This window comes from Bradyrhizobium ganzhouense (assembly GCF_049949285.1).
Classification (GTDB): domain Bacteria; phylum Pseudomonadota; class Alphaproteobacteria; order Rhizobiales; family Xanthobacteraceae; genus Bradyrhizobium; species Bradyrhizobium ganzhouense.
Genome location: NZ_CP181318.1, coordinates 2,165,283 through 2,179,528, shown reverse-complemented (window position 1 = coordinate 2,179,528; position 14,246 = coordinate 2,165,283). Strand labels below are relative to the sequence as shown.

At 64.3% G+C, this 14,246-nt stretch carries 15 protein-coding genes; 6 read left to right on the top strand and 9 right to left on the bottom strand.

Going from position 1 to position 14,246, the window contains the following annotated elements; genetic code table 11:
- Positions 1-21 precede the first annotated feature (21 nt).
- Positions 22-963, bottom strand: a complete 942-nt coding sequence (locus tag ACLFLU_RS09990; RefSeq protein WP_426412021.1) for an SMP-30/gluconolactonase/LRE family protein — start codon at positions 961-963, stop codon at positions 22-24.
- On the bottom strand, positions 920-2,995 hold the full coding sequence (locus ACLFLU_RS09985) for a PQQ-dependent sugar dehydrogenase (RefSeq protein ID WP_426412020.1): 2,076 nt from the start codon (positions 2,993-2,995) through the stop codon (positions 920-922). The genes ACLFLU_RS09990 and ACLFLU_RS09985 overlap by 44 nt, the downstream gene beginning before the upstream one ends.
- 207 nt (positions 2,996-3,202) lie before the next feature.
- Here ACLFLU_RS09985 and ACLFLU_RS09980 point away from each other — a divergent pair, with 207 nt between their 5' ends.
- Entirely contained in the window at positions 3,203-3,436 is a 234-nt protein-coding gene (locus ACLFLU_RS09980) for a DUF6894 family protein (RefSeq protein WP_426412019.1), read from the top strand.
- A gap of 9 nt (positions 3,437-3,445) precedes the next feature.
- Positions 3,446-3,622 carry a hypothetical protein gene (locus ACLFLU_RS09975; protein WP_426412018.1) on the top strand — a complete coding sequence of 59 codons (177 nt, stop codon included), beginning with the start codon at positions 3,446-3,448 and terminating at the stop codon, positions 3,620-3,622.
- Between the two features lie 21 nt (positions 3,623-3,643).
- Here the strand turns inward: ACLFLU_RS09975 and ACLFLU_RS09970 are convergent, their stop codons facing one another.
- A complete protein-coding gene (locus tag ACLFLU_RS09970) occupies positions 3,644-4,417 on the bottom strand; it encodes an enoyl-CoA hydratase-related protein (RefSeq protein ID WP_426412017.1) in 774 nt (257 codons plus the stop codon).
- Between the two features lie 114 nt (positions 4,418-4,531).
- Here ACLFLU_RS09970 and ACLFLU_RS09965 point away from each other — a divergent pair, with 114 nt between their 5' ends.
- On the top strand, positions 4,532-6,121 hold the full coding sequence (locus ACLFLU_RS09965) for a gamma-glutamyltransferase family protein (RefSeq protein WP_426412016.1): 1,590 nt from the start codon (positions 4,532-4,534) through the stop codon (positions 6,119-6,121).
- A 194-nt stretch (positions 6,122-6,315) separates the two neighbouring features.
- The gene (locus tag ACLFLU_RS09960; RefSeq protein ID WP_426412015.1) at positions 6,316-6,534 is read left to right on the top strand and encodes a hypothetical protein; all 219 of its coding nucleotides are present in this window, start codon (positions 6,316-6,318) and stop codon (positions 6,532-6,534) included.
- 53 nt (positions 6,535-6,587) lie between these two features.
- Here the strand turns inward: ACLFLU_RS09960 and ACLFLU_RS09955 are convergent, their stop codons facing one another.
- The 4 genes from ACLFLU_RS09955 to ACLFLU_RS09940 are packed head-to-tail and all read right to left on the bottom strand — an operon-like array spanning position 6,588 to position 10,049.
- Positions 6,588-7,871: an NAD(P)/FAD-dependent oxidoreductase gene (locus ACLFLU_RS09955; protein ID WP_426412014.1), complete on the bottom strand. Its 1,284-nt coding sequence runs from the start codon at positions 7,869-7,871 to the stop codon at positions 6,588-6,590.
- Between the two features lie 13 nt (positions 7,872-7,884).
- Complete coding sequence (locus tag ACLFLU_RS09950; RefSeq protein ID WP_426412013.1) at positions 7,885-8,616, bottom strand: amino acid ABC transporter ATP-binding protein; 732 nt, start codon at positions 8,614-8,616, stop codon at positions 7,885-7,887.
- On the bottom strand, positions 8,613-9,266 hold the full coding sequence (locus ACLFLU_RS09945) for an amino acid ABC transporter permease (protein ID WP_426412012.1): 654 nt from the start codon (positions 9,264-9,266) through the stop codon (positions 8,613-8,615). The genes ACLFLU_RS09950 and ACLFLU_RS09945 overlap by 4 nt, the downstream gene beginning before the upstream one ends.
- A gap of 24 nt (positions 9,267-9,290) precedes the next feature.
- Positions 9,291-10,049, bottom strand: coding sequence for an ABC transporter substrate-binding protein (locus tag ACLFLU_RS09940; RefSeq protein WP_426412011.1), 759 nt, complete (start codon positions 10,047-10,049; stop codon positions 9,291-9,293).
- 179 nt (positions 10,050-10,228) lie between these two features.
- Between ACLFLU_RS09940 and ACLFLU_RS09935 the strand changes: the two genes are divergently transcribed.
- Complete coding sequence (locus ACLFLU_RS09935; protein ID WP_426412010.1) at positions 10,229-10,867, top strand: helix-turn-helix domain-containing protein; 639 nt, start codon at positions 10,229-10,231, stop codon at positions 10,865-10,867.
- A 58-nt stretch (positions 10,868-10,925) separates the two neighbouring features.
- A complete protein-coding gene (locus ACLFLU_RS09930; protein WP_426412009.1) occupies positions 10,926-11,495 on the top strand; it encodes an SMI1/KNR4 family protein in 570 nt (189 codons plus the stop codon).
- Positions 11,496-11,501: 6 nt separating this feature from the next.
- On the opposite strand, the gene ACLFLU_RS09925 is transcribed toward ACLFLU_RS09930, so the two are convergent.
- Positions 11,502-12,767 (bottom strand): D-amino acid dehydrogenase, encoded by a 1,266-nt coding sequence (locus tag ACLFLU_RS09925; protein WP_426412008.1) that lies wholly within the window; start codon positions 12,765-12,767, stop codon positions 11,502-11,504.
- A 70-nt stretch (positions 12,768-12,837) separates the two neighbouring features.
- Entirely contained in the window at positions 12,838-14,190 is a 1,353-nt protein-coding gene (locus ACLFLU_RS09920; protein ID WP_426412007.1) for an aspartate aminotransferase family protein, read from the bottom strand.
- Between the last annotated feature and the right edge of the window lie 56 nt (positions 14,191-14,246).

Below are 14,246 nucleotides of genomic sequence, written 5' to 3'. Positions count from 1 at the left end.
AGCAGAACACCTTTGACGAGCCTAGCAGCGCCCGCGCTGGAGACAGTGCTCGCGACCCTGCTGATCAGTGCGGAAGGATTCGATGAAGCCGCCCTGGCGCTGGGTGACGAAGACGGTCTTGCCGTCGCTGCCGCCGAAGGCAAGGTTGGTCGGCTCCTTGCCCTTCAGCGCGATCTCGCGCTCGACCGCGCCATTGGGCTTCATCAACGCGATCGTCCCCTTGAGAATGCGCGCGACGTAGAGGCGGCCGGTGACATCGGTGCGCAGGCCGTCGATGGTGTCGGGCTGGAACGCCTTGACGAGCTTCGCGTCGGTAAGCTCGTTGCCGCGGATGGCGTACGACCAGACTTGCCCGTTGTTGGACTCACCGACATAGAGCGTGTTGCCGTCGGGGCTGAGATCGATGCCGTTGGTGGTGCCCATCGCACGCGGCGCCGACATGATTTGTCCCAGCACCGTGCCATCGGCGGCTTTCGCAATGCGCCAGACGTGGCCTTCCCGGCCCTTCCAGTTCGGATCGCTCGCATAGATCGTGCCGTCGCGGGCGATGGTGATGTCGTTGGGCTGGTTCATCTCGTCGGAGTGAAACCAGACACTAGGCTCTGTTGCGCCTTTCGCGATCGCAAAAATGTTGTGCTTCTTGTAGTCGGCGATGAACATCGTGCCATTACGATCGAAGCGGATGGCGTTGCCGACGCTGCCCTCGGGGAGCGTCGTGAAGGCCTCCGAAACCGCACCGCCCGCGGGCAATCGGCCGATGGTGCCGGGCTTGCCGAAATTGACGACGAAGAGGTTGCCATCGAGATCGGCGGCAGGCCCTTCGATGCCGAACGTATATTCGCTGGCCGGCGTCACCTGCACGCTTTCGAACAGCTTCGTCTCCGCTGCGGCGAGCGGCGTGGCGACGACGAGCAGGATGCTACTGCACAGGCACCAGAAATTCCTGCCGGATGAAATAGCCATCGTCGTCGCTGCACTCGCCATTCAAATAAGGATCGGCCGGCCGGAAGAAGCGGCTGAAGCCGGGTTTGTCTACAGCGTTCCTTTGTGTCACGACAACGACCTTGGCGGCCGGTATTTCGCCGCATTCCTTGTTCGCCTTGCCATAAAACTTGCGTTGCGGCAGGCCGAGCTTGATGCGCATCGGCGTGCCCGGAACCATCTTCGCAACGAACAGATCAACGGTGTTAAGCAGCGCCGCATAACCGGGTTCGGTCTTCGGCAGGCTCTCGCCGCCCGGCGGCATCAGCTTCTCCGCGCCAATGCCGCGCAGCCGCGTGCGCAGCTTGCCGGATTCCGGATCGCCCGGATAGATCCAGCCATCCTGCGACAGCATGAAACGGAGCACGGTCGCGTCCTTGTCGGCATCCGACTGCCCCGCCTTCAGACCGAAATCGGAATGGCAGCCGACGCAATGCTTTTCGACGAAGTTTTTGCGCAGCGTGGTCAGCCGGATCTTGTTTTGCGCATCCCTGGCGACGAGGGCGGCGATCTGGTCGATCAGCGCCTGGCTGCGCGTGTCGCAGGGCAGCGGCGGCGGTGGATCGCCCGCGGCGCGATCGATGCGGATGATCGTCTGGTTCTTGTCCTCGACCAGCCAGATCGCACCGTCCTCTGCGACCGTCATGCCGACCGGCGCGCCTTGCGGCCGCGCACCGTTGACGCGGTGCCAGCCGGCGATCAACTCCTCGAACGGCGCGGCGCCAACATCGCCGGCGTCGGTCTGAAAATTGTGGGTCGGATCGGCCGCACAACTCACGTGGTAGCGCACGGGCGCCGGCGCGGGCTTCGGGAAACCGTGGTCGTCGACGTCATAGATGAGGACGCGGCCGCCGGTCGGGCGATAACCATGCAGGCCGACCAGCAGCTTGCCTTCGAGCTCCGGAAACTTGGCGCCGTGATAATACAGCATCGCGAGCGGCGCACCGTGCGGCGGCAGCAGCGAGAACGGTGCCTTGTAGAGCGCGTTCGCGGTGCAAAGGGACTTGTAAACGCCGGATTGCAGCACGAGCCTGAACTCGGGACTCGGCGTCGACAGATCAAAACAATAGGGCCAGCCATAGTGCCTGCCCTGCTCGATCGCATTGATCTCCTCGTTCGGCTTGAAGATATCGGGCAGATCGCGGCCGTTCTCGCCTTGCAGGAAGGCGTAGCCGGCGTCGGGAAAGTTCGGATGCAGCGCCAGCGCCATCGAATTGCGCAAGCCCCGCGCGTAAACCGTGTGCGGCGGATCGGGATCGTTCGGCTTCAACGCCGGGAAGACGCCGCTTGCAGGCGGCGTGAACAGCCAGATCGCAGCCATGGCGGAAGGCCCTTCAGCTGCCGCGCAAGGTCTCGTGATCGGCGCCGGCGTGATGCAGTCGTCGCTGTGGGCGCCGACATTGACGAACAGCCGCCCGTTGCGATCGAACACGAACTGCTTGAGCGGGTGCGCGCTCTCGTCGAGCCTGGTGCCGTCGGGCAGCGTGATGCGGCGGCCCGGCATATGACGGATGATGGTCTCGACCGTGCCGCGCGGGTTGTCCGCGAGCGGATCGAAGCGGAAGATGGTCTCGGCGGTCGAAGCGTAGAGCTTCTTGTCCGGGCCGATCACGAGGCCGAACGGATATTCGACCCCGGTCAGGAGCTCCTTGAACCGCTGGCCGCTGGCGGCATGGGGGTCGAGCAGCAGCAGCCGGCCGTCGGCATGGCCCCAGCCGCCCATGTCGGCGACCACGAACAAGTCATGGCCGGGCACCTGGATGATCGACCGCGGAAATTTCAGATGGTCCTCCTCGCTGGCGACGAGGCCCGCGCAAAAGCCGGCCTTCATGTCGATCTGGACCTTGGGAAAGGCGAGATCGTCACTGCCGCAGGTCTCCGATCCCACCGCGTAGCCGCTTTTCCTCACGGGATCGGACGCGGCCAGTGAGCCAAAGCCGAGCAGGACCGCCGCGAAGGCGACGATACCTACGCGCAAGCTTCGGCGTCCAACCTGAAATGTGAGATGATTCACGGCGGCCCCCCGGGACTTTCGTCGCAGGTTGTTCCATGCTCGCCAGGCGCCGTCCAGTTGAACATCACCCGCCTGTGATCAAACCCGCAAGGCGCGTGGTGCCGACCAATCTCCGTAGATTCCCTTACCGGGCTTGGCCCGAATATTTTTCGTATCTTTCGGGTGGTATCGATATGCCGCCCAAATCGCTTTCCAGAGGAGGCGTGTATGCTTCAGATGTATTTCCACTGCTCGAATGCCGAAGGCACGCTGATCGATCACTACGGCACGGCAGTCGCCAACCTGACCGAGGCGCGCGACCGCGCTGCCCAGATCATGCGCTCGATGATCCAGACGCCGGGCGCCGAGGATTGGCGTGATTGGGTGATCCATATCAGCGACGACGACGGCGAGGAGATCTTCGAGCTCCCTTTCACCGCCATGCTCGGCAAGCCGCATTGAGGTGATGCTATGCTGTTCGCGTCCTTGACCCTGTTCCGCCAGCCCTTTGCCTTCGTCACCACCAAATGGCAGAAGCTGGTGCGGATCGCAGGCAACCCCTATCGCCCCGAGCTCCACTACATGCGCGGCCCTGGCCCGAAATGGCACGCCAAGTATCAGGCCAGCCGGCTGAACCGCGGGCTGTGAGCGTAGCCCGCTCCATCTCCCCTACTTCCCCGTAAATTTCGCCTTGCGCTTCTCGACGAAGGCCTTGCGGCCTTCGATGGCATCGGCGCTTGTGCGGATCGTGGCTTGGAGCTCGATCTCGCGGCGGAACTGCGCCTCGTAGCTGGTGTACTCGCTCTCCTCGACCAGGGCGCGCGTCGCGACCAGCGCGCGGGTCGGGCCATCGGCCAGACGGCGCGCCAGCGTCAACGCCTGCTCCATCAGCTTCTCGTCGTCGACGACCTGCCGCACCAGGCCGATCTCCTGCGCGCGCTCGGCCGTGAGCGGTTCGTTCAAGAGCATCAGTTCGAGCGCGCGCTGCCGGCCGACCAACCGCGGCAGCAGCCAGGTCGAGCCGAGGTCAGGCACCAGCGCGATGCGGCTAAAGACTTGAATAAAATTAGCTGACCGCGCCGCAACAATCATGTCGCCGGCCATCGCCAGACTGAAGCCGCCCCCGGCCGCGACGCCGTTGACGGCAACGACGACAGGCACGCGGCATTCGCGCAACGCCTTGAAGGCCGGCCAGTAAAAGCGCATCACGCCGGCCGCGAGGTCCTCGCCCAGCGCTCCGGCTGCCTTCAAATTCTGCCCTGAGCAAAAGCCGCGCCCCTCACCGGTGAGGATCAAGGCGCGGACGCCTTCGTCCCGGGTCATCTGGGCAACCCCAGCGGCAAGCGCGCCGAGCAGGTCCGGCGTCATCGCGTTCAGGCTTGCCGGCTCGTCGAGCGTCAAGATCCCGACGGTACCATCCCGCGCCTGTTTCACACCTGCCATGTCCCGTCTCCCTTTCGATGTTCTCGTTGCCGGCAATGTGCCATTCTTCGCGCGCTCCGCCAATTGCGGAGCTCCAACGTCAGCGCAACGAAGCCAAGCCAGAGCTCAAGACGAATGCCTCACCAGTTCAGCCTCAATCAAACCGTCCGCAAACCCGCCGTGAAATCCAAGGGGGGCATCGTCGCTTCGCAATCGCGGCGAGCGGCCGAGGTGGGAGCGCAGGTGCTGGCAGCGGGCGGCGATTGCGTCGACGCGGTCGTGGCGACCACCTTTGCGCTGAATGTTCTGGAGCCCTGGAACAGCGGCATCGGTGGCGGCGGCGTGATGGTGCTCTACCGCGCCAAGGAAAATCGTTACGAGGTGATCGACTACGGCATGAGCGCGCCGCAGAGCATCCGTGCAGCCGATTACCCCATCACCGGAGACCGGGTCGCTTCCGACCTGTTTCCGTGGCCGCGGGTGAAGGACGATCGCAACGTTCACGGTCCCGGCGCGATCGCCGTGCCAGGTGTCGTCGCCGGCATGGAGGAGGCGCACCGTCGACACGCCAGGATGTCGTGGAAAGACCTCGTTGCTCCGGCGGTGGCGCTCGCCGGCGAGGGCCTGCTGGTGGACTGGTGGACCACACAGACGATCGCCGGTTCGGCGGCGGATCTGCGGCGCTACCCCGCGAGCGCGGCTGCATTTCTGAGGGACGGCCTGCCCCCGAGCCCGCCCTGGAGCATCGAAGCCGAGACACGGCTGCCGCAGGAAACTTTGAAGGCGACACTCTCGCACCTCGCCGAAGCCGGTCCGCGCGACTTCTATCAGGGCGATCTGGCCAGGAGCATCGCATCCGACGTCAAGGCGGACGGCGGCTCGCTGTCGGTCGAGGATCTCGCCGCATTCCGCAGCCACTTGCGCGAGCCGCTGGCGATCCCCTATCGCGACGGCAAGGTTTTTGCGACGCCGGAACTCACAGCCGGGCCGACCATGGCGCATGCGCTGCGCCTGTTGCAGCAGGGCCTGAAGCCGGCGAGCGCGCCGGATGCGGCCGCCTATGTCGAATATGCGCTCGCCTTGCAGGCGGCCTTCCGCGAGCGGCTCAAGGATATGGGCGATGCCGACGGCAAGCGCTCGCTCGGCGCCGAATATCTGGCGCCGGCCTGCACCACGCATTTCTCCGTGGTCGACCGAGACGGCAACATCGCCGCGGTGACGCAGACGCTGCTCTCATCGTTCGGCTCGAAATATGTGACGCCGCACACCGGCATTCCCATGAATAACGGCATCATGTGGTTCGACCCGACACCCGGCACCACCAACTCGCTCGCGCCCGGCAAGCGCTGCCTCTGCAACTATACGCCTGTCATAGCCGAGACCAGGGACGGCAAGCGCCTCGCGGTCGGCGCCTCCGGTGGCCGTCGCATCCTGCCGTCGGTGATGCAGCTCGTGTCCTTTGCGATGGATTTCAGCATGGACCTCGATGCCGCCATCCATCAGCCCCGCATCGATTGCAGCGAAGGCGCGATCGTGCTCGGCGACACACGGCTGCCGGCCGATGCACGCAAGGCGCTTGCCGCGCGCTTCGACTACAAGGAAGCGCCGGTGCAGACCTTGCCGCAAAAGTTCGCTTGCCCGAGCGTGGTGATGCGCGACGGCGAGATCAATTCCGGCGCGGCCGAGATCTTCCAGCCCTGGGCCGACGCGGTGGCGGAGGGCTGAGCCTCTGTCAGACAAGAACGCGAGTTGGCGACAACGACGTGTGGACAGATGCATCGCTGCGCTAGCACGCGTTGAGTCAAAGCGTGCTCGTGCATCTCCGCGAGCGTCACGACTCCTCCACATTTGCCGGGAACTTAGCTGCGCGCCGTCCGTTCGTTGAACGGACAAGTGCACTGACCCCCGTGGAGGACATGATGAAGAAACTCGCGCTCGCCGCATCGCTGATCGTTGCAGCCGGCCTTACGCTTACCAATCCGGCGCTGGCCAAGGGCGGTCATGGGCACGGTCACGGTCATGGCCACGCGATGGGCCATCATCACCACGGCACGCCGCCCGGATGGTCGCATGGCCGCAAGGTCGGCTGGCGCGGTCACGGGTGCCCGCCCGGCCTGTGGAAGCAGGGCCGCTGCTGACATTCATCTGCAAATCATCCAAGGCGCCGCTTCCTGATGAAGCGGCGCCTTCTTCAAATCCCGAGCCGGTCGCGCACGCGGCCCGCAATCACGGCCGTTGTCACGCCGATCGGCCAGAACGCATGCATCGCGATCGGCTTGATGCCGGTGACGGGCATGTCGATCTCGGCCTTGGCTCCGCCGATCAACCGGCGTGCGAGCTGCGCCCCCATCGCGGTCGAGAGCGCGACGCCGCGGCCGTTGCAGCCGAGCGAGATCAGGATGTTCTCCGCAGGCTCATGCACATGCGGATAATGGTCCTTGGTGATGGCGAGGCGGCTGTTCCAGCCATGGGTCCAGGCCACGCCCTTGAGCTGTGGCCACAGCCGCTCCGCGTAGCGAATGAGATACGCGACGTCGTTCGGCGAATTGATCCAGCGCATCGGGCCGCGGCCGCCCATCAGCAGGCGGTTCTGCTGATCGATGCGGTAATAGACGGTGATGTGGCCACTCTCGTAGAGCACCGGACGCGTCGGCATGATCGAGTGAGCGACCTCGTCGGAGAGCGACGCGGTGGCAGCGATCGAGGAGAACACCGGCACGATGGTGCGGCGGAGCGACGGCCAGAGGTCGTCGGTGAAACCGTTGGTGGCGAGCAACACCTTGTCGGCATGCACGACGGTGCGCGGCGTCTCGATGCGCCAGCGACTGCCGTCGCGACGGAGCGATAGCGCCGGCGTCTCGCCATGGACTTTCGCGCCTGCGGAGATTGCCGCGCGCGCGAGGCCTCGTGCGTAGCTGAGCGGATGCAGGTCGCCGCCACGGGTGTCGAGCATGGCGCCGATGTAGCGATCCGTGCCGGTCATTTCGCGCAGCTGCTCGCGGTTCAAATACGACACCGGCATGCCGCGTCGTATACATTGCTGCGCGGTCTTTTCGATCGCGGCGGCGCTGGCCTCGTTGTAGGCCGCGCGCAGCGTGCCGTTCTGCCGCGCTTCGCAGGGGATCTGGTAGCGGCGGATCAGGTCGTGTGTGAAACTGGTCGTGCCGTAGGAGAACTCGATCATGCGGCGGCCGAGCTCAGCGCCGAAATCGGCCTCGATCTGATCGGGATCGTGCTTCAAGCCGGGATTGGTGTGTCCGCCATTGTTGCCCGACGCGCCCCAGCCCGGCTCCTGCGCCTCCAGCACCAGCGCCTCGACGCCCTGCTCCGCCAGATGCAGCGCCGTGGAAAGCCCCGTATAGCCGCCGCCGACGATCGCGACGGAAACGCTCCTGTCGGTATCGAGCGGCGGCGTGGCCACTGGGGCAACGGCGGTGTCGGCGTAGAGCGAGGGCGGCAGAGGCAGGCGCGTCATTATGAGAGTCCGGTCAGAGCGGATGCAGGACACGGCGCAAAAAGTCCTGCGTACGCGGATGCTGGGGTTGGTTGAGCAGCGTTTTGGCAGGCCCCTGCTCGACGATGATTCCGCCGTCGATGAACAGCACGCGGTCGGCCACGTCGCGGGCAAAGCCCATCTCGTGGGTGACGACGACCATGGTCATGCCGTCGTCAGCCAGCTTGCGCATCACGCCGAGGACATCGCCGACGAGTTCCGGATCGAGCGCCGAGGTCGGCTCGTCGAACAGGATCGCCTTGGGTTGCATGGCGAGCGCACGCGCGATCGCGACGCGCTGCTGCTGGCCGCCGGAAAGCTGGGGCGGATGCGCGTCGGCTTTTTCCGCGAGGCCCACTTGGGCAAGCAGCGCGCGGCCGCGCTCTAGCACCTGGGCACGCGGCTCCTTCTTCACAAAGAGCGGCCCTTCGACAACGTTCTCGAGCACCGTCCGATGCGGAAACAAGTTGAACCGCTGGAATACCATCGAGACCTGGGTGCGGACTTTCACGATCGAGGCCGCATCGCGGTCGACCTTCAGGCCTTCGACGTTGATCTCGCCGCGGTCGTAGCTTTCGAGCCCGTTGATACAGCGCAGGATGGTCGACTTGCCCGAACCCGAAGGCCCGATGATGCAGACCACTTCGCCCTTCTGCACGGACGCCGTGATGCCCTTGAGCACCTCGTTCTGGCCAAAACTCTTGTGGACGTCGTTGAGCTCGATCATTTCTTGCCCGCCCGCTTCTCGAAGTGACGGACCAGCAGGATCAGCGGGATGCTCATGGTGAGATACATCAGCGCCACCATCGTGAACACGTTGGTGTTCTTGAAGGTCGAGGACGCGATGAGCTTGCCCTGAAGAGCGAGCTCGGCGACCGTGATGGTGGACGCCTGCGAGGAATCCTTCAGCATCATGATCATGACGTTGCCGTAGGGCGGCAGCACGATGCGCACGGCCTGCGGCAGTATCACGCGGCGCATGGTCAGCCACCAGCCCATGCCGATCGACTGCGCCGCTTCGATCTGGCCCTTGTCGATGGCCTCGATGCCGGCGCGGAAGTTTTCGGCCTGATAGGCCGAATAGGCGATGCCGAGCCCGAGGATCGCGGCCTGCAACGCGGAGAGTGTGACTCCGAGATCGGGCATCACGAAGTAGAGATAGAACAACAGCACGATGATCGGGATGCCGCGGATCACGTTGATCAGGCTGGCGCTGAGCATCGACAGCGCCTTGATGCCGGAGACCCGCATCATCGCCCAGATCAGGCCGAGCACCGTCGAGAGCAGCAGCGAGCCGATGGTGACGACGATCGTCAGCGCGACGCCGCTCATCAGGATCGGGAAGAACTCGACGGCGTCGTGCCAGAAGCCTTTCATCGGAAAGCTTTCGATCAGCCTCTATCAGCCCTGTGCCTTCAGGCCCCATTTGTCGAGGATCTTGTCGATGGTGCCGTTGGCTTTCAGCTTCGCAAGCGAGGCATTGATCTTGGCGAGCAGCGCGGCCTCGCCCTTGCGGACGCCGATGCCGACCGAGCCGACGGTGACGGGCTTGTAGCCGTCGACGAGCCGCACCTCGGGGAAGCCGCCCTGCTTCAGATTATAGGCCAGGATCGGATAGTCGGCGTAGCCGGCCTTGAGGCGGCCGGTGTTCACGTCGCGCAGGATGTCGGGGATGGTGTCGTAGGCCTTGACCTCGGCGAACAGGCCGGACTTCTTCAGCGCATCGACGAAGGCGGTGCCGACCTGGGCGCCGACCGTCTCACCCTTCAGATCGTCCTGCGTGGCATAGGCCTTGGTGTCGGCCTTCGGCACGACCAGGCCTTCGCCATAGGTGTAGATCGGGTCAGAGAAGTCGACGACCTCCTTGCGCGGCGCCGTGATGAACATCGCAGCCGCGATGATGTCGATCTTGCTCGAGGTCAGTGACGGGATCAGTGCCGAGAACTGCATGGGTTCGATCTGCACGTTGAAGCCGGCATCCTTGCCGATCTCAGTGACGAGATCGACCATGATGCCCTGGATCGTGTTGGTCTTGGTGTCGAGGAAGGTGAAGGGGATGCCCGTCGGCGTCGAGCCGACCTTCAGCACCTGCTGCGCCGATGCCGGCGTCACCGCTGCAATTGCGAACGCCGCGACCGCGGCCAGACCAAAACGCTTCATCGCATCCCCCTTTGGGTCCGGCCAATGGCGGCGCTCGCACGTCGTGATCGCAGACGTTGCGGACCGAGCCGTTTCGGCCTATTTTCACCAATATGAAAATTTGGTCACACTTTCGCGGATGACGCAAGCGGTTTTCATGCACATGAAGGAAGCGGTTTGACGTGAGTGGTGGCAAAAGAATGCGCAAACCGGCCGCCGCGAAGCCGGTGAAAAAGGCAAAGGCCATCGCGAAGCCGACGGAGCCTGCCATGGACGTCGCGGTCGGCCGTCGCATCCGCGACCTCCGCCGCGTCAGGCAATTCTCGCTCGAGACGGTCGCTGCGCGCACAGATCTGTCGATCGGCTTCCTCAGCCAGATCGAGCGCGGCCTGTCGTCGCCGTCACTGCGCGTGCTGGCCACGCTCGCCGACGTGCTCGGCGTCGGCATCGCTGCGTTGTTCGGCGCAAGCCCGAGCGCCGACGGCGCATCCGATCAGGTCGTCACGCGCGGGCTGCAGCGGCCGGAACTGAAACTCTGGCGCACCGGCGTGTCGAAGCAATTGCTGAGCCCTGCGAGTGCCGACAACAAGCTCAATCTGTTCCTCGTGCATCTGGAGCCCGGCGGCTCGACGGGCGACGAGCTCTACACCCATGACGGCGAAGAGGCTGGCCTGGTGCTCGAAGGCGAGATGATGCTGACGGTGGACAACGAGACGTGGTCGCTGAAGACGGGCGACAGCTTTCGCTTTGCGAGCCGCCGGCCGCACCGGTTTTCTAACCCGGCGCAGGATGCGAAGGCCGTGGTGCTGTGGGTGAATTGCGTGACGGGGGCGGGGTAGCGCGCATCGCTTTGGTGTGCTGAGATATCTCAACCGCGTCAGTCTGAAAGAAGCTCCGATGGACGACTTTATTATTGCGGCCATCCACCAGCGATTAAGAACTAAACTCACTGATCTTGGCGAAGCTTCACGCCCGAGATTGACACGTAGCAACCCTGTTGATGTCGCATCCGACGAACAGCGCCTCGGATTCTCGTTTCCGCCCCTCATGAAACGGATTTACGCGGAGATTGGCAACGGTGGTTTCGGGCCGGGATACGGTCTAATCGGATTCACCAACGGGGCGCCGGACGATACCGGCAAAACCGGCCCCGCCATTTACGAGCAATTCCAGGGCGACTGTGCCGACGAGGCGAATTGGAAATGGCCTTCGGGACTTTTGCCTGTCTGCCATTGGGGATGCGCGATCCTATCCTGCGTGGATTGTGCAGATGAAAATTTCCGGATGCGCATATTCGATCCCAATGTCTATGACGGCTCCGATTGGAGAGATGCCTTCTTCGACGAGGCTCCCAGCTTCGCACATTGGATACGAGCTTGGGCCTCGGGCACCGATCTTTGGAAGGCGATGTACGGCAACGAGGGACCCGTCACCAGGTTTCTCGCTGACCGTAAATCAACGCGCTGAAGCCAATTACCCAAACCGGTGCGCGTACCGCTCCACCGTCAGCGCACTCACATCCACCTCCGGCTTCTTGCCCGACAGCATATCCGCGAGCACGCGCCCCGAACCGCAGGACATGGTCCAGCCGAGCGTGCCGTGGCCGGTGTTGAGGTGAAGATTGGCATATTGCGTGGGGCCGATCACGGGCGGGCCGTCCGGCGTCATCGGGCGCAGGCCGCTCCAGAACGTCGCCTTGGAGAGATCGCCGCCGCGCGGGAACAGATCGGTCAGGGAGTGATCGAGCGTGGCGCGGCGGGCATCGTACAGCTTGGTCGAGAAGCCCGAGATCTCGGCGGTGCCGCCGACGCGGATGCGATTGCCGAGGCGCGTGATCGCAACCTTGTAGCTCTCGTCCATCACGGTGGATTCCGGCGCGCCGGAGGCGTCCTTGATCGGCACCGTGATCGAATAGCCCTTCACCGGATAGACCGGCAACGAAATGCCGAGCGGCGCAACGAGCCGCGACGACCAGCTTCCGAGCGCGAGCACGTAAGCGTCGGCTTGCAACATCCCGGCGCTGGTTGCGACACCGCTGACGCGCGTGCCATCGGTGACGATACGGTCGATGCCGGTGTTGAACAGGAAGCGCACGCCGAGCGCTTCGGCATGCTTGGCCAGCGCCTGCGTGAACATGTGGCAGTCGCCGGTCTCGTCCTGCGGCAGTCGAAGCCCGCCGGCGAGCTTTTCCTTGACGCCGGCAAGCGCCGGCTCGACCGCGATGCAGCCCTCGCGGCTCAGCACTTCGAAAGGAACGCCATATTGCTTGAGCACGGCGATATCTTCGCCGGTGCCATCGAGCTGCGCCTGGTAGCGGAACAGCTGCAGCGTGCCCTGCGAGCGCTCGTCATATTGAATGCCGATGTCGCGGCGCAGATCGCGCAGGCAATCGCGGCTGTATTCCGCGATCGGGATCATCCGGCTCTTGTTGACCGCATAGCGTGCGCTGGTGCAATTGCGCAGCATCTTGAGCAACCAGACCCACATCACAGGATCGAGCTTCGGCCGGATCACCAGCGGACCGTGCTTCATCAAGAGCCACTTGACCGCCTTCACCGGCACGCCGGGGCCGGCCCATGGCGAGGAATAGCCGGGCGACACTTCGCCGGCATTGGCAAAAGAGGTCTCGAGCGCCGGTTCGGGTTGACGGTCGACGACCGTCACTTCGTGGCCGGCACGGGCGAGGTAGTAGGCAGAGGTGACACCGATGACACCGCTGCCGAGGATCAGAACTTTCACGCTTGGTCAAACTCCCGCGGCATCACGCTCGCCGCTGCAAGGAAACAACTCGCAACGGCGAGAGCAATTATCAGGCCACCCGCTTGATGGCGTCGCCCAGGATCGACACGATGTCGTCGATGTGGCTCTTCTCGACGATGAGAGGCGGCGACAGCGCGAAGCTATCGCCGCTCATGCGGAAGTACAGACCGCGATTGAAGCAGTCGACCATGACGTCGTAACCACGCGCACCGACCGTGCCGTCACGCGACGACAGCTCGACCGCGCCCATCAGGCCGCAATTGCGGATGTCGACGACGTTGGGCAGGCCCTTCAGCGAATGCAGCGCATCGCGCCAGTATTCGGCGATCGAGGCACCGCGCGTGAGCAAGCCCTCGTCCTTGTAGATGTCGAGCGTCGCAATACCCGCGGCGCAGGCGGTCGGATGCGCGGAATAAGTGTAGCCGTGGAACAGCTCCATCTGGTTCTCGGGGCCGACCATCATGCCGTCGTGAATCTTGCGGCTGGCGAACACCGCGCCGCAGGGAATGGTGCCGTTGGTGATGCCCTTGGCCGTCGTCATCAGGTCCGGCGTAACGCCGAAGAAATTGGCGGCGAACGGCGTGCCGAGACGGCCGAAGCCGGTGATGACCTCGTCGAAGATCAGGAGGATGCCGTGCTTGTCGCAGATCTCGCGCAGGCGCTGCAGATAGCCCTTCGGCGGCGGCAGCACCGCGGTCGAACCAGGCACCGGCTCGACGATGACGGCGGCGATGGTCTCGGCGCCATGCAAGGCCACCAGACGCTCGAGATCGTCGGCAAGCTCGGCGCCATGCTCGGGCTGATCCTTGGCGAAGGCGTTGCGGGTAAGGTCATGGGTATGGCGGATGTGATCGACGCCCGGCAGCAGCGTGGCGAAGGCGCGACGGTTGGCGACCATGCCGCCGACCGACGTGCCGCCGAAGCCGACACCATGATAGCCGCGCTCGCGGCCGATCAGGCGGGTGCGGCTCGACTGGCCGTTGGCACGATGATAGGCGAGCGCGATCTTCAACGCGGTGTCGACCGATTCAGAGCCGGAGTTGGTGAAGAAGATGCGATCGAGGCCCTTCGGCGCGATCTCGGCGAGACGCTCGGCGAAGTCGAACGCCAGCGGATGGCCCATCTGAAAGGTCGGCGCGAAGTCCAGCGTCATCAGCTGCCGCTCGACCGCGGCCGCGATCTGCTTGCGGCCGTGGCCGGCATTGACGCACCAGAGGCCGGCGGAGCCGTCGATCACCTTGCGGCCGTCGACGGTGGTGTAGTGCATGCCCTCGGCCGAGGAGAACAGGCGCGGCGCCTTCTTGAACTGACGGTTGGCCGTGAACGGCATCCAGAACGAGTCGGTCTTGATAGTGTTCGGAATCTGATGAAGGGTCACGGGCCACGCTCCTTTGCTGACCATATAGCAGAGGCACGGCTTCCAAAGCGCAACAAGTCCTTTTCTGACGACCTGCAAGC